Annotated in this window: 15 protein-coding genes and 2 pseudogenes; 6 read left to right on the top strand and 11 right to left on the bottom strand. The window is 66.7% G+C overall.

All coding sequences use genetic code 11. From position 1 onward, the window contains the following. Window positions 1-73: 73 nt before the first annotated feature. The 9 genes from ACQ9ZG_RS14485 to ACQ9ZG_RS14445 form a co-directional block, all read right to left on the bottom strand. Complete coding sequence (locus ACQ9ZG_RS14485) at window positions 74-985, bottom strand: glycosyltransferase family 2 protein (protein ID WP_109916190.1); 912 nt, start codon at window positions 983-985, stop codon at window positions 74-76. Next, the gene (locus ACQ9ZG_RS14480; protein ID WP_258312237.1) at window positions 982-1,884 is read right to left on the bottom strand and encodes a hypothetical protein; all 903 of its coding nucleotides are present in this window, start codon (window positions 1,882-1,884) and stop codon (window positions 982-984) included. The genes ACQ9ZG_RS14485 and ACQ9ZG_RS14480 overlap by 4 nt, the downstream gene beginning before the upstream one ends. A 185-nt stretch (window positions 1,885-2,069) precedes the next feature. Continuing rightward, complete coding sequence (locus tag ACQ9ZG_RS14475; protein ID WP_258312238.1) at window positions 2,070-2,834, bottom strand: class I SAM-dependent methyltransferase; 765 nt, start codon at window positions 2,832-2,834, stop codon at window positions 2,070-2,072. Between the two features lie 93 nt (window positions 2,835-2,927). Further along, window positions 2,928-3,944: a nucleotidyl transferase family protein gene (locus ACQ9ZG_RS14470; RefSeq protein ID WP_109916191.1), complete on the bottom strand. Its 1,017-nt coding sequence runs from the start codon at window positions 3,942-3,944 to the stop codon at window positions 2,928-2,930. Next, window positions 3,941-4,837 carry a radical SAM protein gene (locus ACQ9ZG_RS14465; RefSeq protein ID WP_109916192.1) on the bottom strand — a complete coding sequence of 299 codons (897 nt, stop codon included), beginning with the start codon at window positions 4,835-4,837 and terminating at the stop codon, window positions 3,941-3,943. The genes ACQ9ZG_RS14470 and ACQ9ZG_RS14465 overlap by 4 nt, the downstream gene beginning before the upstream one ends. Then, the gene (locus tag ACQ9ZG_RS14460; protein ID WP_181398285.1) at window positions 4,831-5,982 is read right to left on the bottom strand and encodes a hypothetical protein; all 1,152 of its coding nucleotides are present in this window, start codon (window positions 5,980-5,982) and stop codon (window positions 4,831-4,833) included. Before ACQ9ZG_RS14460 ends, ACQ9ZG_RS14465 begins: the two co-directional genes overlap by 7 nt. Before the next feature lie 17 nt (window positions 5,983-5,999). Beyond that, window positions 6,000-6,935 carry an alcohol dehydrogenase catalytic domain-containing protein gene (locus ACQ9ZG_RS14455; protein ID WP_181398286.1) on the bottom strand — a complete coding sequence of 312 codons (936 nt, stop codon included), beginning with the start codon at window positions 6,933-6,935 and terminating at the stop codon, window positions 6,000-6,002. 62 nt (window positions 6,936-6,997) lie between these two features. Continuing rightward, a complete protein-coding gene (locus ACQ9ZG_RS14450; RefSeq protein ID WP_181398287.1) occupies window positions 6,998-7,675 on the bottom strand; it encodes an HAD family hydrolase in 678 nt (225 codons plus the stop codon). 306 nt (window positions 7,676-7,981) lie between these two features. Next, entirely contained in the window at window positions 7,982-8,179 is a 198-nt protein-coding gene (locus ACQ9ZG_RS14445; protein WP_109916195.1) for a hypothetical protein, read from the bottom strand. A 212-nt stretch (window positions 8,180-8,391) separates the two neighbouring features. On the opposite strand from ACQ9ZG_RS14445, the gene ACQ9ZG_RS14440 reads away from it, so the two are divergent. After that, window positions 8,392-9,432 carry an AAA family ATPase gene (locus ACQ9ZG_RS14440; RefSeq protein ID WP_109916208.1) on the top strand — a complete coding sequence of 347 codons (1,041 nt, stop codon included), beginning with the start codon at window positions 8,392-8,394 and terminating at the stop codon, window positions 9,430-9,432. Further along, window positions 9,429-9,989 carry a phosphotransferase-like protein gene (locus ACQ9ZG_RS14435; protein WP_109916196.1) on the top strand — a complete coding sequence of 187 codons (561 nt, stop codon included), beginning with the start codon at window positions 9,429-9,431 and terminating at the stop codon, window positions 9,987-9,989. Before ACQ9ZG_RS14440 ends, ACQ9ZG_RS14435 begins: the two co-directional genes overlap by 4 nt. Before the next feature lie 37 nt (window positions 9,990-10,026). On the opposite strand, the gene ACQ9ZG_RS14430 is transcribed toward ACQ9ZG_RS14435, so the two are convergent. Beyond that, window positions 10,027-10,884: an NAD(P)-dependent oxidoreductase gene (locus ACQ9ZG_RS14430; protein ID WP_109916197.1), complete on the bottom strand. Its 858-nt coding sequence runs from the start codon at window positions 10,882-10,884 to the stop codon at window positions 10,027-10,029. After that, entirely contained in the window at window positions 10,881-11,555 is a 675-nt protein-coding gene (locus ACQ9ZG_RS14425) for an HAD family hydrolase (RefSeq protein WP_109916198.1), read from the bottom strand. The genes ACQ9ZG_RS14430 and ACQ9ZG_RS14425 overlap by 4 nt, the downstream gene beginning before the upstream one ends. A 61-nt stretch (window positions 11,556-11,616) precedes the next feature. On the opposite strand from ACQ9ZG_RS14425, the pseudogene ACQ9ZG_RS14420 reads away from it, so the two are divergent. The 4 genes and pseudogenes from ACQ9ZG_RS14420 to ACQ9ZG_RS14405 form a co-directional block, all read left to right on the top strand. Then, window positions 11,617-11,915: pseudogene (locus ACQ9ZG_RS14420) on the top strand (IS110 family transposase); the annotation flags it as partial. Window positions 11,916-11,936: 21 nt separating this feature from the next. Beyond that, a pseudogene (locus tag ACQ9ZG_RS14415) lies at window positions 11,937-12,204 on the top strand (transposase); the annotation flags it as partial. Window positions 12,205-12,501: 297 nt separating this feature from the next. After that, a complete protein-coding gene (locus tag ACQ9ZG_RS14410; RefSeq protein ID WP_109916209.1) occupies window positions 12,502-16,551 on the top strand; it encodes an Eco57I restriction-modification methylase domain-containing protein in 4,050 nt (1,349 codons plus the stop codon). Continuing rightward, entirely contained in the window at window positions 16,551-19,937 is a 3,387-nt protein-coding gene (locus ACQ9ZG_RS14405) for a helicase-related protein (protein WP_109916199.1), read from the top strand. The genes ACQ9ZG_RS14410 and ACQ9ZG_RS14405 overlap by 1 nt, the downstream gene beginning before the upstream one ends. Window positions 19,938-20,441 lie beyond the last annotated feature (504 nt).

Raw genomic sequence — 20,441 nt, 5'->3', positions numbered from 1 at the left:
ACAACTGGCCTGACCAGTAGGGATTGGAAGCGGCGATTTTATCATCGCCAACCCCGTCGCATCACCGAAATGATCACGGTTCAGACCGCTCTCCCTGGGGCGTCGAGAGCTGTACCAGCGGCCGGCCCACGATCGCACTGGAGAGGGAGCGGAGCCACGGGGCTTTTGGGTCTTGGGCTCGGAGCGTGGCGATGAGCATCCCCGGAAGGAAGATCATGGCGCGGAGGTGCTTCTTTCGCTGCAGGGCGGATTCCACACTGTGCCCGGAAGCGAGTACGCGGAAATGCTGGGAGATCCTCCTGAGCTGGCGAGTCGTCGCCCAGGTGGGAGGGTTCCCATCCATCTTGCGGAGCCGATCCGAGAGTCCCAGACATACCTCGGCCCGATAGTCTTGCGACAGGCCGGGCGTACTTCGGTCGGTCATGCTGTGCGAGTGGACCCGATAGAAGGTCAACGGGTCCTGGAGGACGGCACCGTGGCCAGCCTCCCGCAGCGCGTGGAAGAAGATCTCGTTGCTCACCGGAAGGAGGCTGAGAGCAGCCTCGCGATGGACCACCAACGTGCTTGTGTTTCCGCCCGAGTGCGGATCTTTCAGCCTGGGGTTTCCGTTTGAGTCGACGACGTTTTCCCAGTGCTCGATGAACAGCGTTTCACCCGTCATCGCCTCGGCGCATGTACGGAGCTTCGATGGGTGGAACCAGTCATCGGCGTCGAGCGGAGCCACCCAGTCGCCTGTACTGAGCAGAAAAGCGTCGGTCAAGGTTTGGCCGAAACCTTGCTGGCTCCTCCGGATGACCTTGACGTTCTTTTCGTGGCGACGGCATACCTCCTCAGTTTCGTCGTTGGATCCGTCGTCGATGACGATTATTTCGTGAAGGATGAAATTTCCAGGCTCCTGTTCCAGACAGCTTGTTATGGCCTGGTCGAGATATCTGCCGTAGTTGTGGCAAAGGATCACACACGAAATACGCGGAATGGTGCTCACCGGTCACCCCCGTACACGAGGGCGTAGTCGTCCAGGATCGCCCTGTGTTCCTGGGTCCTGTAGTCGAGGAAATCGCGGTCGAGGCGGCGGGGCCTGGAGCCGAGCCGTGCTACCGCTTTCTCCAACGCGGTCAGGAACTTCTCTCCGAAGAGGTTGGGATGCCCCTGCGACCAATCGAACCATTCAGGTTCCTCGACGAATCCCTTGTGCCGCTCGTACTGCTCGGGCAAGTGCCCTGTGAGGGAGCAGACCGGAAGCAGGTTCAGGTCGAAGGCCAGTTCCAGCTGCCCGGAGTGACTCCCCCAGAGGTACGGCAGCAGCAGGGAGTCCGAAGCCAGCCCAGCTCTGACCACTTCGTCGTCCGTGGGGTACGGGCGCATGGTGAGGCGGATACGGGAATCGTGCCGGGCCGTCTCCAGGAGCAGCGGGGCTCGGCCGGCATGCGCGAAGTCCGAAGGGCTGAACGCGCGCAGGAGGACGTGGAGCGTGCTGTGGGGATCCGTGATCCCCAGGCTCCAGTTGGCCATGGTGGACAACTGGTCCCGGCTGGCACGGGAGGCACCGAACATGAGGTACCTGGCCCCCGGGCCTCTCGCCTCGCGCTCCAGGTCAGCCAGCGACTCCGGGGCAGCGACGTATCCGTGGGGGATGACCGTTGCAGTGACCCGCTCGCCGAGGACCTCCGTCAGCTTCGTGACGGATCCCTCAGTGAGACAGACCCAGTTGACCTCGGCAGATCGGAGCAGCCGCAGCCGCTCCACGAAGCCTTCGGCGTTGCCGACCATGGGCCGGGTGTCATGGGCGGTAAAGACCACGTTGACCCCGTAGCCCAGGCACGCGTCGAGCAGGCGCTCCAGGGTGGCGATGTCCTCGAAGTCGATGTGGTGCAGGTGCAGCACGTCGAGCCACGTGAGAGGGCCGTGTTCGAGGAGCCATGCGGCGCTGACCGCCTCTGGCACAGTCTCGCCCGTGGGAATCTCTGTCCCGTTCAGGATGTGGAAGTCAGGGCTCTGGAGCTTCCACGCGTACGGGGTACGAGCCGGCAGGTGAACGACACGCAGGCCCCTGGACCGGGGAACCGCCGTCACTGTTCTCCCACCTCCGTCCCTCCCACACCGACGAGGAGCAGCTGGGTGGACAGACCGTTGGAGGCGTCGTCGCTTCGGGTGAGGCCCGCGTAGTGGATCTCGAATCCGGATTCCCGCAGCAGCGCCTGGAACTCGTCGCTTGCCCACTCCCGCACATGGCTGGGGTTGCGCGGCGGTCCAGGGGTGTCGTAGCCGCTGCGGCACTCACGGGCCGGTGTGGACAGGACCGCAGCAGCGCTGCCCTCCTGCAACAGGGCCAGGATGAGGGACAGGGCCGGGGCCGGGTCCACCAGGTGCTCGATCACGTCGGAGCAGATCACCACCGACCGGCGAACTAGGTCCGGGTCGAGCGGCAGCCGCTCTGCCGATTCGAGGTCCGCCTCCACCCACTGTCCGAAGGGGTGGTTGTCGTGGCACCAGCGCAGGTTGTCCCCGAAGTCCACGCCGACGAAGGTCCAGTCGGGGTGCTCGGCGGCGAGCGAGGCCAGCTTGCCCGCCCGCCCGCAGCCGATGTCGATCACGACGTCACGGCCGAGCTCCTTGGCCCGTTCGGCGGCGTAGGGGTACACGTCGGGCTGCCAGGTGACGGTGTCGTCCGTCTCGTCAAGGAAGTACTCGACCTCGCTCCGGCTGCGGTAGCCGCAGCGAATGAAGAAGGTCTCGGGGCCGCCTATCGGCTGCGAGGACTCGGAGAGGGCCGGGGGCTGAGGGGCATCGGGGCCGGTCAGGGGCTGTGATGTGGTCGTGGTGTCCGCGTGCACAGTCAGACTCCTTGCTTGCTCGGATGTGTGGTGCGGCAGAGGGCACACGGCTTGCTACAGCCGCGGGTTCGGCGCTCCCCCGGAGGGGGCCTGCTACTTCGGCCAGCAGGAGAACAGCGTGATCAGTCGTTCGACGAGCTCCTCGCGGATCACACGCCACTCCCGGTCTCCGGCGCGCCGCGCGGCGGAGGCGCGGTCGTACTCCGCCTGGCCGACCTCGGGCAGACACGCGTACATCTGGAGCAGGGTCGACCCATCGTCGGAGGGTGCCGAGTCGGTGTCCGCCGCCAGCAGGGCCCTGATGTCCTCGGCGGGCATGGAGCCGTCGATTCCGGAGCCGGGGATGCTCTTACTCATCTTCGGCAGGCCCCCGAGGCCCGGGATCATCTTGGTGTAGATGCCGGCCAGTCGGTCTGCGGGCAGACCCCAGCGTTCCGCCCCGCGCCGGGCGAGGGCGACGTACTTGTGCTCGTCGACGCCCAGGGACACCAGCACGTGCCGTCCTTCGCGCAGCAGGTGCACGAAGTCAGCGGCCATCAGCAACGTGGCCTGCTTCATGCCGTAGTTGAGGTGGTCGAAGACGCCGTGGTTGCGGTAGAGCCCGGCGAGGTCCTCCTCGGCCCACTGGAAGTCGTCGTCGTCCAGATGGCGTGAGAGCAGGAACGCGGTGGCCATGACGTCGGTCTCGCCTTCCTGGCGGCGTAGTACACCGTGCCCTGGATCGAAGCCGAGCCCAAGTGCGAACTCCTCGTACTGGTCGGCCAGGCGGCGCACCGCGTCCAGCGGCGTGCGTCGCGCGTTGTAGGAGTCGAGGTCGCCCAGCACGATCTGCACGTCGAGTCCGTGTTGCTGGAGCTTGACCGCGCGCAGCAGCTGGAAGAGGGTGCCGGCGTGCGGCGCGCCGCCGAGCCCGATGCCGGTGGTGACGATCGCCGGCCGACCCGCCGAGACGGCGTCCGCGAACTCCCGCGCCCCGGTGTGGCAGACCCACTTCGTATGCAGGTCGCCGGGGCTCATCCCCGCGAGGGCGAAGTCGATGGTGCCGAGGCCAAGGTGCTCGTACTGGTGCTGGTCGATGACGCTCTCGTAGTACGCGGTGTCGAACTTCATGCGATCCCCTCCAACTGAGGCTGCTCTCGTAGGGCGAAGGCTCGGCGGACCAGCGGCTCAAAGCCGTCGACCAGCAGGTCCCCGATCACGGCGTTGCGAGGTGCGGCGACGCTGCCGAGGTCCGCGGTCACCGTTCCGTCGGAGAGGACCCAGACGCGGAACGGGTACGGGTCCTCGGGCGCCCGTGTGGGCTGGGCGAAGATCTCCACCGGGGCGACGACGCCGCGCACCCCGTCCACGGCCCGGACGAAGCCATCCCGCTCGAAGCCGTAGAGCTCCGCCTTGCCCGCGCTGGCACGGCCGATGGGCCTGTACTGGGAGATCAGCCAGTACTCGACCTCCGTGCGGTCAGCGATGCCGGTGACGAACTCCGCGAGCCGCGGCAGCTCCCGCACGGACGCGGCCGTGGTGAACGTGTTGAAGGCGAGTCGGCGCCGGTCAGCGACGAGGAAGTCGACGTTGGACCGGAACCGTTCGAAGTAGCCCTGCCCGCGGAACCAGTCGGCCGAGTCCGCCTCCGGACCGTCGATGGCCAGGGAGTAGAGGGTCACGTGGTCACGCACCCCCGCGTATCGGTCGCTCAGTAGAAGCCCGTTGGTGTGCAGATTGGTTTCGAAGCCGGCTTCCCGTGCGTGCCGGAGGGCGACCTCCAGGTGGTTGTCGTAGGGCATCACGGGGTCGCCGCCGGTGAACACGACACGGTGGGCTTCGGACTCGGTACGGACCTGGTCGATGACCCTCCGGACGGTGTCCGGGTCCGTCGTGACTCGGTTGCGCTCCCGGTAGCAGAACCGGCACACACCCGGTGAGGCGCTGGTCGGGGTCAGGTCCCAGGCGTTGCAGTCGGTGTTGAGGACCAGGTGAACGATCGCGAGTTCGTCGTGCGTCAGCATGGGGCCTTCTCCTTGTTGCCAGGGCTGACCAGGAGGGCTGTCGGGGTGACGTGCCGAAGGAGCGAGCGGAGTCTGTCCGGGGCACCGCCGGTGAGGCGTACGAACTGCTGCAGCGTGTCCAGACCCGCGCCGGCGTCGATGATCGTGAGGGCCGTGTCGATCCCGGATTGGACGGTGGGCACCGCCTCGGACATCACCATGAGCAAAGCCGCGTTGAGGGCGACCGCGTTCCGCGCCTGACCGATGTCATGGCCCGCCAGTACGCGTATCGCGGCGGCGACGTTCTCCCGAGGGTCCTCGTGCTGGGCGACGGACATCAGGTCCTGCGGCATCGAGGACGCGCTCTTGCGTACCTCGTCGTTGAAGGTCAGGTCCTCGTCGCCGGCGCTGATGCGGCAGGCTCGCACGGTGCTTCCGGGGATCAGCTCGTCGACCTGGACCGCCTTGCCGAGGCTGGAGTTGATGACCGTCACGTCGGGCAGGCCGAGTTTGGAGAGCAGCCGGGCGGAAGCGCCGACCGCCGGGTGCGAGAGGCCGTACACGTAGGCGGAACAGGTGACCGGGCTGAGGAGGGCGGGGAACGCCAGGCTGAGGGCGTGCACGGCCTGGAACCTGCCGCCGTAGCGGCGGTCGAACTCGGGCACGCGCTTCTCGATGGAGAAGAACCCGAAGCCGGTCTCCGCCGTGATGTCGACCATCTCCTGGTGCGGCACCGTGTCGCTCGTCGCGCCCACGAGGTCGATGAAGTCGCGGGACCCGGTCTTCGAGGACGCACTGCGCGATCCGAGCTTGGCGACGTGTGCTCCCCCGGTGGCCGCCACCAGCGCGGCCGCGGTGCTGAGGTTGATCGTCTTGAAGGTCTTCTTCCCGCTGCCCGTGTAGCCGACGAACCGCATGCCCTCCGGTGGCTGGTGGAAGTCCCAGCTGCTTCGGTCCAGGGAGGTCGCGGCCTGGACAGCGGCCTCGATCTCCTCCAACCGTGGCCCCCGCAGGAGCAGTCCCGTCAGGACGCTTCCCAGCATCACGTCGCGCGTGTGGCCCTCCGGTAAGGCGAGGATGCGCGTGATCCCGGCGTGGACGTCCTGGGGTGGAATGTCGGCAGGCGAGTTGATTTTGTGGGCCAGCAATGGCTTTGTGACCGCCATGGCGTGGTCTCCTTCCGTCACGTGTCGGATGTGAGCAGGACCTTGAAGGGGCGAGGGCGGGTTTCGTTGTTCAGGGCCGCCAGTCCCTGCGGCAGTTCGCCGAGGGGGAATCGGTCTCGGGTCATGAGGGCGGCCCAGTCGCCGCCCTTGGCAATCACGTCGATGGCGTCTTGGAAGTCGTCCTGGCCGTCCGCGCGGCAGTACGAGAAGGAGCCGCGCAGGGTGATCGAGCGACGGAAGACATCCCGCAGGGGGACCGAGAGAACGACGCGGGGGGCGTAGGCGTTCTGGACGAGAACCGTTCCCCCGCCACGAACAGCCCTCAGCGCCTGGCGTATGGGGGCTTCGCTCTGACCAGACGCGGCGTCCACCACGGCGTCGCACGCCGGCAGCTCGGCAGAGTGGAGAGTGATGTGCCGGTCGAGGACGTAGCGCAGTTGATGCGATCGCGAGGGTTCCCTGACCAGCATGTGCACGTCCCATCCAGCCTCTGCCGCGCAGACGGCCGTACACACCGCAAGGACGCCGCCCCCGATGATGCCGAGCCGCCCCATGGGCACACGTAGCCCGCAGCGGATTCCGTGCAGGGCTACCGCCATCGGATCGGCGAGGACTCCGTGCGCGGGATCGTGCAGGTGGCGAAGCGGGACGATGCTGTCGCGGGGCGCCCGTACGCAGTCGGCGAGACCTCCGGGAAGATCCCACCCGATGCGCTGGAGTCGTGGGCAGAGGTGGACATGGCCTCGGTCGCAGTAGTGGCACGACCGGCAGGAGACCAGCGGGTCGATTGCGACCCAGCCACCTGTCTCCGTGTCGACACCGACGATCTCGTGCCCGGGGTACCACGGTTCCGGCAACTGTCCTTGCCAAGGGTGATTGAGCTTCGCGACGTCGCTTCCGCACAACCCTGAGAAGCGTGTCTCGACGAGCGTCGTGTCGGGTGCCGAGGACATGGCGACCGGAGCGGGGAGTCGGCAGAGGACTCCGTTCGCAACCGCCCACGCGTACGGGCCGGTCATCGCTGCCCCCATCTGTCCAGCAAGGTGGGGAGAGCTTCCACATTGGGTATCGCCCTGCCGGACCAGGCGGTCTCGCCGAACGCGAGGCCACTCGGCCCGCCCCGACGCTCCACTCGCACGGCACGCATGCGGGCCCGCTCTGCGCCAGCAAGCTCGTCACCGCCGCCGTCGCCGCAGTAGAGGGCCTGCTGCGGGGCGACACCCAGGTTTCGGAGGACCGCGTGGAAGAGCAGACGGTCGGGCTTTACCGCCCCCGCCCGGCAGCTGAACACGACAGCGTCGAAGTGTGGCGCGAGGTCGCTTGAGCTCCACGCTTCGGCAATGTCCGGAGACGCGTCGCTGAGGACGGCCAGCCTGGCGCCACCGCGCCGAAGCTGCTCCAGCGCCTGCAGGAGAGAGGCATCGGCCTGGAGACGGACATGGGCGAGCCGGGCCAGGAGCACTTCCAGCTCATCCACACAGGCCGCAGTGGCGGCGCAGCAGGCGACGAGGTGAACCGCTACCTCGGTGGTGGACGCCATCTCCCCGTCGTGCCTCGCCTGCCAACTGTCGGACAGTATCGACTCGGCGACCGCCGGAGATACGCGCAGTATCGCAGCGAACTGGGCAGCGGCAGCCCTCCGCTCGACCACACTCGGGGCTGCGACGAGCGTTCCGAATAGATCGAGTATCACTGCGGTCGGGCGTAGAGCCGAAGCAGCAGAACTCCGCTGCGGTGAAGGGGCAAGCAGTACGTCGCCCACCGGATGTGTGGCGGGCGCGGACAGGCTCGTCGACATGGAGGTGCACGTCGGCGGATAGCGCATGGTGAGGCTCCATCGGTAGATCGGTGATCTCGTGCAGAACCGAACTCTCCGGCTGGCTGGGCTGCGGCCAGATGACGCCTTCTCGGGCGTCCGACAGACGAGGAAGGAGGATTTGACTGCCATCAGGTCGAGGCCACGCTGGGGCGCCAGGGCCCGGTGATGCCGTCGACGCGCTCACAGCCGTAGCCCTGACAGCAAGCCGGCGACCGACGCCGTGACGTCCTTCACGAACGGGCCGACGGTGTGGGTCCCGGCGAGATACAGACCGAAAACTGAGCAGACAACGGCGTGACCCGCCTTGAGCCCACCTCCGCGGCACAAGAAGACGATCACGATGCCGAGGAGCAGCAGGACAGCAACATCGACAGCCACCGCGGAGCCCCCTTCGATCTCGGACAAATAGTGGAGACCGAGGCGGGCACTGGGACGACCGCGTCGGTGTGACCATGACAGCGGCTCGGAGCTGTGCGGAGTATCACAAGCCGTTCCTGAAGCTGCTCATCAGCAGCTCATGGCCGGACGACCTGACTTTTCAACATCCGCTTACACACGGGTTCATGACAGGCAGACTTAGGCTCCGGATCATGACCAGGGATGGGCAGGCGGTAGGCGCGGTGAGTAAGAGTCGCCCGGGGTGGCGCCCGGACAAGTTGAGACAACAACGCGAAGCTCACGGCCTGACCCTCGAAGGCGCGGGTGAGCAACTGCGCGAGGTGGCCCGGGCCGCGGGGCTCACGGTGCCGGCGGCCAACTTTCAGACGCTGTGGCAGCACGAGCAGGGAGAGGTCTATCCCGGACCGCACTACCGTCGCGCGTACTGCCTTCTGTACCGCGCGACCGAGCCCGAGCTCGGCTTCCGTAACGCTCTGCCCGACGAGGCCACGAAGCTCAAGTTCACCGCGTCGAGCGAACCGCAGAACGGCGCCCACGTCCTGGCCGTGGAACGGGCGTTGCACCAGCTGGCGCCGAGCGCGGAGGACGCCGACGGCGTGGGCGTCCAGCAGCGAATCCTCGACGCTTGGAAGCGGCGTCACACCGGCGGCGATCCGAACCGGCCGACGCTGATGATGGTCGGAGGCTACGCGGGCAGCGGGAAGTCGGAGTTTGCCCGCTTCGTATCGCAACTCACTGGATGGCCCGTCCTCGACAAGGACCCGATCACGCGCCCGCTCGTCGAGCGCCTCCTTGTTGAAATGGGCAGCGAGCCCAACGACCGGCACACCGACCTCTACCGGGAGAAGGTCCGCCCGCTGGAGTACCAGTGCCTGCTGGAGACCGCGTACGCGAACGTCGACTGCGCGATCAGCACCGTCCTCTCCGCGCCCTTCATCGCCGAGACCACAGACCCTCGGTGGATGCGGCGCCTGATCAACCGCTGCGAAGCCCGCGGCGTCTCCGTGGCCGTCGTCTGGATTCAGTGCGACCTCGACACGATGCACGAGTACATCGGCTTCCGGTCCGCAGCGCGGGACAGCTGGAAACTCCAGAACTGGGACACGTACGCCGCCGGGATCGATCTTGAGCTGCGGCCCGTCGTGCCGCACTTGGTTGTCGACAACCGGCTCGGCTCCGCGATATCGCTCACGGACCAGGTGCGCCAGGTCTTCGGGACGGTGTTCCAGTGAGGCAGGGCATCCTGTTGTACGGGCCGCCGGCGGCGGGTAAGGACACGATCACGGCGGCGCTCGCCGAACTCGACGAGCGATATGTGCTGTTCACCCGGCTGAAGATCGGGACCGGGAAGACTCAGGGCTACCGGATGGGTACGCCAGAGCAGCTGACCGCCCTAGAGGCACGCGGCGACGTCATCTACCGCAACGACCGGTACGGCAACATCTACGTCGTCGACCGTCCCGGCCTCGACCAGGCCATGGAGGGCGGCAAGACCCCCGTCGTCCACCTCGGCCAGATGGCGGGGATGGAGCAGGTGACCGCCCTCTCCCCGGCGCGCTGGGTGCGCGTTCTTCTGTGGTGCTCCAAGGAGACCACCGCTCGCCGCTCACCACAGCGCGGTGACACCGACACGGCGGCCCGGCTGGCCGCCTGGGACGCCACTCAGGCCGACCTTGCGGCTCACCCGCGAGCCCAATGGGAACTGCGCGTGGAGACGGACGCGACGGCACCCCATGAAACCGCACAGAGGATCGACGACATCGTCCGCACCACGCCCCCTCGCTCCTGACAGCCAGGACGTCAGCGCCCGCGCGGATGCGACCTGCTCAACTCGGGTTGTCCGGGTCCCGCTCAAGGCGCAGAGCTTCCAGGGCCTCAGCGATATCCAGCCGCTCGTCTCTGTTCCCGTCCCACCGGGCAAGCGTCGCGGCAGCCGCGTGCATAAGGGAGTCCGGCAACCCGGCGTCGGCGAGAAGGGCCGCCGCGTCCTCAAGCTCAGGGCCCCAACGCCAGGCACGAGAAGCGGTCTTGGGGATGTAGTCGGTCTCCACGAGGTAGCTGCGGGTGCGCTTGGCCGCGATCAGCAGCAGCTCGTCCGCGACCCCGTACGTGTCCGCCGCCCCGTAGGCCACGGCAGCCAGCACCCGGGAGACCTTCTGGTAGCTGGAGTACGCGAGCTTGAGTGCGGAAGCTTTGCCGATGCAGTCGCCCAGGACGTGGGTGTGCACGTCGGTGCCGGCGAAAAGCTCGCCGATCCGGTCGGTCTGTTCGACGGCGCCGGAAAGGTAGAGCGTCGGGGACTTGCCGCCCACCGGAGGCGATCCGACCACCGCTGCGTCGATGACCGGCATCGGGGCCAGGCGATCGGCGATATTCATCACGCGCGACGGCGAGACGGCGTTCGCGTCGACATAGATCGTGCCCGCTTCGGACATGCCGAGCTCGGCTACCTGGCCGGCGGTGTCCTCCGCTGCGGCGGGAGGGCACAGGGAGAGCAGCACATCGGACCGGGAGACAAGCTCGGACAGCGCCGCGGCTTCGAGGCCCGCGCCCTCGGCCCGGCGGCGGGTTGCGTCGCTGCGTCCGTCGGGGCACCACAGCACGATGTGGCCTCTCGCGTGCAGCTGGGCGCCGAAAGCGGAGCCCATACTGCCGGGGTGCAACAGCCCAATGGTGCTCGTCATGCCGCGGTCCTTGTGTGGTCGACGGGGTGCAAAAGCAGCAGGTCGATGGCGGCGCGTGCATGCGGAACCACGTGGTCCGGCCTGGGATCGTCCGGCGGCCAGGAACGGCCGTTGCCGATCCAGATGGTGCGCAGTCCTGCGGAGCGTCCGCCGCCGATGTCGTTGACCGGGTTGTCCCCGACCATCCAGCCACCGTCGCCCAGTACGGTGCCGCAGCGGGACGCCGCCAGGGCGAAGTGCCGGGTCTGCGGCTTGCGCGCGTCAGCCTCCTCGGAGACGAAGACGCCGTCCACGCGCTCGGAGATACCAGTGGCCCGCAGCTTGGCGCGCTGGATGTCCACCGCACCGTTGGTCGCCACCCCCACCCGCCAGCCGACCGCACGCAACTCGTCCAAGCCGTCGAGGACCCCCGCCTGGCACGACACCAAGGCCGCGATGTCAGTGCAGTACGTGTGCCACAACTCCGGAGTCGACACGGGCAGCCGGTACCGAGCGCGGATCACGTCGAAGGTAGACGGATAGGCCCGCTCGGACACCATGTCTAGGACATTCGCCTGTTCTTCGTCTCCCAGGCCGTGCTGGGCGGTGAACTCTGCGGCCCAGCCGGCGAGCGTTCCCCGCCGGTCCACGAGGGTGTTGTCGAGATCGAAGAGAACCAGAGGGTGCTGCACATCCTGCACCCTAATGCGCGCCGGTCAGCAGTGTGCTCGGGGCTGCGGGGCGGGTCGAAGGGCCGCACCAGCCACCCGAGCGTCCGGCAAGAGCATCGCGGTCATGGCTCGCTGGATCAAGAACCAGCGCCTGGCCTCCGTCGGTTACGTATGGGCCTTCTCCGCCTTGACCGCCTCACCCGGCGCCAAGGACCACTACGACCGGCGACGCAACGAGGGCGACCGCCACACCGCTGCCAACGCAACCTCTTCAACCGCATGGTCGGTTGCCTCCACGGCTGCCTGACCAAATGCATCCGCTACGACGAAGCGACTGCCTTCCCCGCATCAGCGGACCGACAACTCGCCACTGCCGTTTGACAGATCAACCGCACCGGATGTCTGCCCCTCCACGACACCACCCAGAACCGGATTCTGCTGGAGATCGTCTCCCTCGCACTCGACCTCCTTGCCTGGATGCCCCTCCTCGCCCTGACCGGCAAAGCCCGGCTCTGGGAGCCTCGCCGCCTGCGCCCGCGGCTGTTCTCCACCACGGCCCAGCTCGTCACCACCGGCCGCTGCCACATCCTCCGCCTGGCACACCACTGGCCGTGGACCGACGTGATCACCAGCGCGCTCGCGGCTCGATGCCCTCCCAAACCCCTGTTGACCAGCAGCGTCCCGCCCATACGGGCAGCAAGCACACCCCCGAGCCGTGGAACCCGGCGTCCCCGGCGGCGCGACAGCGGGGCCATCAGCCTGCCCACAAGAAGAAATCCCCGCCCTGAACGAGCAGAAAAGGTTCCAGTCAGCAAGCTGACGGGCCCTCATGCAGATCAAGGCTAGAGCAGGGCAACAGGCGCGCAGGGCACAATCATGGAGCCGAGTAAGATCAGTTTTTCATACTAATCTTGAGACAAGAACCGCTGCTTGAAGCACTTCTGAGGTTCCGTCATAGGGGGACGTGTTGACCCAGGCAGGCATCGAGGACTTCCTCGGCGAGGCGGAAGCCCACGAAATATCCTGGAATCAGCCGGACGGTGCACCGGAATCACTGGCTGCGGAACGAGTCTTGATTGCCGAAGGACCCCAAGCCTTCGAAGTCGCCATCGCCTCAGCGGTCACCCGGCCCCGTGTAGACGATGTCCGCCGTCTGTGGGCCCTGCGGTGGAATCGCCGGGCCGCCCCGGTCGTCTTGGTCGTCGGCTACCTCGATGACGGCACCTGGAAGGCAGCCGTCTGCGGAACCAAGGACGACCCGGCCGTCCTGCCCGACCTGAACCTTGATCAGGTAGAACGTATCTGTACCGCATCCCTGGAGGCTCCCGACTCGGCGAACGCGGAACGCACCCTGCACCGCCTGCTTGCGGGGCTCAAAGACCAGATGGTCCCGGGCCTTTTCAACTCTGGTCTGTTCGCCGCCCACGAACTGCGCCACGGTGTCCCCATCCGCGCCGACTGGGCAAACGCGCAGATGAAGGGAGTGCCGCTGTTGCGGCAGCGGGGCGCCGAACTCATCCACGGGCTCGGCTACTCGACCACCCCGCACGGATCCACCGCAATGATCCTCTCGGCCGGAAACGATCGGAGGGCAGTGGGCGTCCTGCTGAACGAGCAGGAGATGTTCGACCGTCCCACCGCCCGCCTCGGAGCGGTCTCCCCCGTGGCGTTGGGCCTGGCCATAGCGCAGGAGCAGGGGCTTCCGTGGCTGGTGATCAGCCGGGACACCCAGATCCGTCTCTACTCGGCCAACCCTGATATCGGTGTCGGCCGCAAGGGCCAGGCCGAGACCTTCGTCGAAATTGACCTGGCGCTCCTGGCCGAAGCGGATGCCGCCTACCTGCCCCTGCTGTTCTCCGCTGCCGCTCTGACCGACGACGGCAGCGTTCCCCAGATCCTGGAAACCTCCGCCGACCACGCCGCAGCGCTGGGCAGGCGCCTTCGGGAGCGCGTGTACAAGGACGTGGTGCCGCAGCTGGCCACCGCAGTCGCCCGGCATAGGGGAGCCGCCGACGAGGCCGAGCTAGCCGAGGCGTACCATCGAACGCTGATCATCCTGTTCCGGCTTCTGTTCACCGCCTATGCCGAAGACCGCGGCCTGCTGCCCTACCTGCGTAATCCTTGCTACACCGCGAAAGCCCTCAAGACTCTCGCGCGGGAGTTCGCCGAGAAGCCGGAGCAGGAGTTCAACGCTGTCGCGACCGGTCGGTGGGACGACCTTCTCGCCGTCTGGCGGGCCATCGATGACGGAAACACCCCATGGGGTGTTCCGGCCTACAACGGTGGCCTGTTCGCCTCCGACGACGTCCACTCCGCCGGCCGGGCCATCGCAGACCTGCGGCTGACCGACGATGAGATCGGGCCCGCACTGCGCGCCCTGCTCATCGACACAGGCGAGGACGGGTCGGTCGGGCCCGTGGACTTCCGATCTCTGTCCGTACGGGAGTTCGGCACCATCTACGAGGGACTGCTGGAGTCCTCTCTCTCGATCGCTCCCGGCCCGCTCGCCGTTGACCCGAAGACAGAGGCGTACGTCCCGGCCAAGAAGACCGATACGGTCGTTGTCGCCGCAGGCGACGTCTATTTCCACAACGCCTCCGGGACACGCAAGTCCACTGGCTCCTACTTCACCAAAGCCTTCGCGGTCGAGCACCTGCTCGACACCGCTTTGACGCCGGTGCTCACCGATCACCTGGCCATGGTCAAGGCCCTGCTGGATGCCGGGGACGAGGCGGCAGCGGCAGAGACGTTTTTCGACTTCCGTGTCGCCGATCTCGCGATGGGGTCGGGGCATTTCCTAGTCGCTGCCATCGACCGGATCGAGAACCAGTTCTCCGTCTTCCTCACCCTCCATCCGATCCCGGCAGTCAACGACGAGCTGCACCGCCTCGCGGATGCGGCCAGGGCCGCCCTGGGATCCAACTCCGCCGACATTGAGGTTGAGCCGTCCGCGCTCCTGCGCCGGCAGATCGCCCGCCGCTGCGTCTACGGCTTGGACATCAACCGCATGGCAGTTGAGCTCGCGCGTCTCGCGGTGTGGATTCACACCTTCGTGCCCGGTCTGCCGATGAGCAGCCTCGATCACGGGCTCGTCGTCGGGAACAGCCTGACAGGCATGGCCACCATCGAGGAGGTCATCGAGGTTCTCGACCCAGCAAGCGGAGACGGCACGATCAGCCTCCTTGAGGACCGGATCCGGTCCCAGCTTTCCCCAGCGCGTGACCTGCTGGTGCGTGTCGCCCGCACCAGCGAGGCGAACAAGCAGGAAGTAAAGGACGCAAAGGCCGCACACGCCGAGGCGATGGCAGCCGCTGGCCGTGTCACGGCCCTGTTCGACGCGGCCGTGGCCATTCGGCTGGGACTCGTCAAGTGGCAGCCCGAACCGGAGCAGGCCGTCGCCGCGGCCTCCACCGAGTACGTGCGGGAAGAGGTGCGAAACCTCAACGCCGCGTACTTCCCGGTGCTGTTCCCCGAGGTGTTCCTTCGTGATCGTCCGGGCTTCGACGTACTGCTGGGAAACCCGCCGTGGGAGGAAGTCACCGTTGAGAAGCTGGGCTTCTGGGCTTTGCGGTTCCCCGGCCTGAAGAGTCTTCCTGCGAAAGCGCAGGCGGAGAAGATCGCCGCATTGGAGCGCGACCGACTGGATCTGGCCGCTGAGTACGAGGCCGAGGTCAGCGCCGCGGCCCTGCTGCGGCAAGCCTTGCTGCGCGGGCCGTTTCCAGGCATCGGGAAAGGCGACCCGGACCTCTACAAAGCGTTCACCTGGAGGATTTGGCAGACTCTCCGCTCGGACGGAGCCGCTGGTGTGGTCCTCCCCCGCAGCGCTCTGAGCGCGGTCGGCAGCGCCGAGTGGCGCGAGAAGGTCTTGAGTGAGGGCACCTTCAACGACGTGACCCTGCTGCGCAATTCGGCGGAATGGGTCTTCGACGAAGTACATCCGCAGTACACGATCGGGCTCGTCGGCATCCGCAAGGGCTCGGGCCATGCGGGACGTCTTCGGATGAGCGGCCCGTTCGTGTCGCTGAGGGACTACCGCTCCCGTACGGCAGAAGGCCGGGTCGAGGTCGCCACCGACAGCTTCCTGTCCTGGTCGGAGTGGGCTGCCTTCCCCGCCATCCCCGATGCCGCAGCGCTCCGCGTCTTCGCCGAGATGCGCCGACAGTCGCGCCTGGACGACACGAGTGGGACATGGCGTGCCCGCCCTGTCACCGAGTTCCACGCGACGAGCGACAAGAAGAAAGGGCACTTCTCCGTCGACCTCGCCAACCCGTCGGGGTGGCCCGTATACAAAGGCGCGTCCTTCGACCTGTGGAGCCCCGACACCGGGACCTATTACGGCTGGGCCGACCCCGCCCACGTCACGAAGGAGCTGCAGTCCCGCAGGCTACGCCAGGCGCGGACCACCAGGTCCGCCTTCACGGAGTTCGCCCCTGCGGTCATCCGGGACGCGGGGACGCTACCGTGCCTGCGCCCGCGGATCATGCTGCGTGACATCACTCGCTCCAATGACAGCCGCACGGTGCGGGTCGCACTCGTGCCAGGGAACGTGGTCGCCACGAATCAAGCGCCCTACCTGCTCTTTCCCCGAGGGGATGAGCGGGATGAGGCATACCTGCTTGGCGTGCTGTCCAGCATCCCCTTGGACTGGCTCGCCCGAACCATCGTCGAGACTCATCTGAACTTCCACATCCTCAACAGTCTTCCCATCCCCCGGCCCGAACCCGATTCCGTACTACGAGAGCGGGTTGTGCAGACCGCCGGTCGACTGGCCGCGGTGGACGGTCGCTACACCGACTGGGCCGGCAGGGTCGGCGTTCCCGTCGGATCCGTCACCGACGAGGAAACCAAGAACGATCTGATGGCCGAACTCGATGCCGTCGTCGCCCTGCTGTACGGCCTCGACCGGGAAGAGGTCTCCCACATCTTCGCCACCTTCCACCGCACCTGGGACTCTCGAGAACGCCTGGCCGCGGTGTTGACCTACTACGACCGCTGGCAGGCCCAGGTGGGAGCGTGATGGAGCCCAGTTCTGGTTACCGGTCGGAGTTCGCGACCAACCGTGCGGGTGGCGAACGGGTCGCCGACGCGATCAACGCGCTGCTGGGGGGCTTGCGTGCACGGCTTAAGGTCCCTCCGCGGCTGGCGATCGCGACTGCGTATTTCAATCCGAGTGGGTTCGCGCTCCTTGCCAGCGAACTGGAGCAGGCCGGGGGCGTGAGGCTGCTGCTCGGTGCCGAGCCGTCACCGGAAGGGGAGCGGGCCCGCGTGAGCGCACTGGGGCAGAAACCTCGTCGGCGTCGCCGCGGCCCGTCACCGGAGGTCGTACAGGCGTTAGAAGGCCACCACAGGTCGATGGAGGAGGACCGAGACCTTCTGGGGTTCACCCGCAACGCTGATGCGCAGGCCCGGCGGCTGGTGGACTGGCTGCGCGGCAACCCGAACGTAGAGATCCGCAGGTACGAGGCCGAGTTCCTGCACGGCAAGGCATTCATCGTGGAGACCGATGCCACTGGGGTGATCGCCGGGTCCTCGAACTTCACCTATGCGGGGCTGGCCAAGAACAAGGAGCTCAACCTCGGCCAATACCAGCCGGGCACGGTGCGGCAGGTGATCGAGTGGTTCAACGAGCACTGGGATGCTGCCAAGCCCTACGACCTGGCCGCCCTGTATGAGGCGCGCTGGTTCCCGCACCAGCCGTGGGATGTGTTCCTGCGCATGCTGTTCGAGCTGTACGGCGCGGACCTGGAAGAGGAGGACAACGCCACATCCCGGCTGGGGCTGACCGGGTTCCAGGCGGACGGGGTATGGCGCGCCCGACGCATCCTGGCCCGCCGCAAGGGCGTCCTCATCGCTGATGAGGTCGGTCTCGGCAAGACGTACGTAGCCGGTGAGATGATCCACGAGGCGGTCTTCGACCGCCGTCAGAAGGTCCTGATCATCGCACCGGCGACGCTGCGGGACTCTACGTGGGAGCCGTTCCTGCGGGAGAAGAACCTGCGCGCCGACGTTCGGTCGTACGAGCAGCTGGTCGCCGGTGTCGAGGACGCCGGAGCCCGAGCAGCCCACCTTCAGGCTTTCGACGAGTACGCCATGGTGGTCGTGGACGAGGCCCACGCGCTGCGTAACAGCAAGACACAGCGTGCCGAGGCGCTGCGGCAGGTGCTCGCCGGCTCGGTCCCCAAAGACCTGGTGCTGCTGACCGCGACACCGGTGAACAACAGCCTGGAAGACCTCTACAACCTCATCGCCTACTTCACGCCGAACGACGCCGCATTCAGCGACGTGGGCATCCCCAGCCTGCGCGACTATTTCAAGCGTGCCATGGAGATGAACCCCGACGCCCTGTCTCCGGAACACCTGTTCGACGTGCTGGACGAAATAGCCGTCCGCCGTACCCGGCGATTCGTCAAAAACCACTACGTCCGGGAAAGGATCGTGGTCGGTGACCAGGTGCAGGAAGTCCGGTTCCCCACATGCCGCGTAGTGCGGGTGGACTACAACCTTGACAGGATTCTGCCCGGGGTATTCCACGATCTGGCTGTCGCACTCGGCGCGGAGATAGCCGAGGAGACCCTGGCCACGTCGCCGGCGGTCGGCGTCATCCTGGAGGAGCCCGGCGAAGTCCTCACCATGGCCCGCTATGTTCCCTCCCGGTTCCACTGGCATGGGGAGACCGAGCAGTACCAGGCGCAGAACGCCGGGCTGATTCGCTCGAACCTCCTCAAGAGGTTTGAGTCGTCCTCCTACGCGTTCGAACAGACCGTCACCAAAATGATCGCCTCGCACAACACCTTCCTCAGCGCCCTGGACTCCGGTCTGGTCCTCACTGGAGACCCCTTGCGCGAGTGGGTCGGTCTCTCGGGCGAGGAGGTTGAAGACTGGATCGCGTCACTGGATGAGAAAAATGCTGAGAACGTCGCGCGAACCTCGGAATTCAACGTGAAGGCCCTGCGGGAGGCAGTCGAGGCGGACCGGGACCTATTGGAGACCTTCCGAGACCGTGTACGTGCCGTGCACACAGGCAACGATCCAAAGGTCGAGGCTCTTGTCGAGGAACTCGCCTCCATCGCGAAGGATGCCGCTGCCGAAGGGATCGGAGAGGAGGACACCCGCAACAAGCGGAAGGTACTGGTGTTCACCTATTACGCCGACACCGCCGACTACCTGGGCGGTGCGATCCGCGACGCGCTTGCCGACGATCTGCGGCTGGCTGCCTACCGAGGCCGTATGGCCACCGTGTCGGGCCCAGACCGTGACCACCGCTCCGACATCATCATGGGCTTCGCCCCCAAAACCGCGGGTACCGGCGTCGAGGATGACATATACGACTTGATCGTGACCACCGATGTGCTCGCCGAAGGCGTCAACCTCCAACAGGCCCGGCACATCATCAACTACGACCTGCCGTGGAACCCGATGAGGCTCGTGCAGCGGCACGGCCGCATCGACCGCATCGGATCCCCGCACAAAGAGATCTACATGCGGGCGTTCTTCCCCGACAAAGACCTCGATGAGATCCTTCGCCTGGAGGAACGCCTCCAGCGCAAGCTGAAACAGGCCGCCGCGTCCGTCGGCGTCGGCGAGGTGCTGCCCGGCATCGAGGCAGTGGAGCACAACATTGCCGAGACCCGCGAACGGATTGAGCAGATCCGCCGCGAGGAAGCCGTCCTGTTCAACGACGGAGGAAACGCTGCGCTCTCCGGCGAGGAATACCGCCGGCGGCTGGCGAACGCGTTCCAGAACAACGCTACCGAGAACCGGGTTCGGGGCTTGCCCTGGGGGTCCGGCACGGGCTTTCACCGGGAGGGAGCCAGCCCAGGCTTCGTGTTCTGTGCCCGTATCGGAAACCACCCGAAGCCCTGGTACCGGTATGTTCCCCTCAACGACGACCTGACCCCTCAGACCAGCGGCCCGGACAGCGAGCCGGTGGTCATCGACGACACTCTCGCCTGTCTCGCCCATGCCGACCCGCAGACAGACACCTGCCCGGCGCTGTTGACCGAGCGGATGTACGCTGCGGCGTTCGAAGCATGGTCCGCCGTACGGAAGCACATAAAGAACCGGTGGGACTTCCAGGCCGACCCGGCCAACTTCGAGCCCCAGGTACCCAAAGTCATGCGTGACGCTGCCGCGTTTGTCCGGGAACACGGCCAGTTCCTCGGTGATGAACAGGACACACTCTCAGCCCGTCTTAACGCCCCGTACTCAGTCCGTGTCCAGCGCGAAGTCCGGAACGCCCTCACCAGCCAGGAAATCACAGCCGCAGGCAAAGTCCAGGCGCTCGCGGAGATCGCGGACCGGCACGGGCTGACTCCGCCCGAGCCGCCGCCACTCCGGCCCGCGATCGATCTTGATGACATCCATGTGGTGTGCTGGACCGCGATCACACCTGAACAGCCTTGAGATCCATATGAGGTCCAGGACGGGCCGCAGGATCCGCTGTCGGCTGCCTCACGCTTTCGTGTCATCCACGCCCTCGGCCACCGGGACACAACGGGTTTCCGGCGGGCCGGCTCCGCAGGGGCGGTGGTAGCTCGCTTGCGGGCTGTGTCGACGGTCATGCAATTCCGTGACGTTCCACAGGCCCGTGAGCCGCAGGAACTGGGTCGGGCCCGTAGACGCCCTCAGCGCTCAATATCCATTCCCGTGTCGAAGTCACGGAGCAGTGCCGACCGCTCTTGCGTGAGCGCTGCGTGAGCGGACGGGGCGGCACACGCTGGACTGGGCGTCATGCCGATCGAGATCGCAAGCCCCTGATCAGCGGAAACGGGATTGAGCGGCACCGCTCGGCACCAGCCGGGACGATCTTGCAAGCCCTCGTAATGCGTAGGTCTCGGGTTCGAATCCCGAAGGCGGCTCAGTGAAACCCCAGGTCACGTAGCTCGTGGCCTGGGGTTTTTCTCTTTT

It is taken from the genome of Streptomyces araujoniae (assembly GCF_050871195.1).
GTDB classification, from domain to species: Bacteria; Actinomycetota; Actinomycetes; order Streptomycetales; family Streptomycetaceae; genus Streptomyces; species Streptomyces bacillaris.
This window is presented reverse-complemented; position numbering and strand designations above follow the sequence as displayed.

Excerpts from the sequence above, each read along its gene's own strand:
- ACQ9ZG_RS14470 (WP_109916191.1), bottom strand. The coding sequence starts at position 3,944 with ATGAAGTTCGACACCGCGTACTACGAGAGCGTCATCGACCAGCACCAG.
- ACQ9ZG_RS14465 (WP_109916192.1), bottom strand. The coding sequence starts at position 4,837 with ATGCTGACGCACGACGAACTCGCGATCGTTCACCTGGTCCTCAACACC.
- ACQ9ZG_RS14460 (WP_181398285.1), bottom strand. The coding sequence starts at position 5,982 with ATGGCGGTCACAAAGCCATTGCTGGCCCACAAAATCAACTCGCCTGCC.
- ACQ9ZG_RS14455 (WP_181398286.1), bottom strand. The coding sequence starts at position 6,935 with ATGTCCTCGGCACCCGACACGACGCTCGTCGAGACACGCTTCTCAGGG.
- ACQ9ZG_RS14440 (WP_109916208.1), top strand. The coding sequence starts at position 8,392 with ATGACCAGGGATGGGCAGGCGGTAGGCGCGGTGAGTAAGAGTCGCCCG.
- ACQ9ZG_RS14430 (WP_109916197.1), bottom strand. The coding sequence starts at position 10,884 with ATGACGAGCACCATTGGGCTGTTGCACCCCGGCAGTATGGGCTCCGCT.
- ACQ9ZG_RS14405 (WP_109916199.1), top strand. The coding sequence starts at position 16,551 with ATGGAGCCCAGTTCTGGTTACCGGTCGGAGTTCGCGACCAACCGTGCG.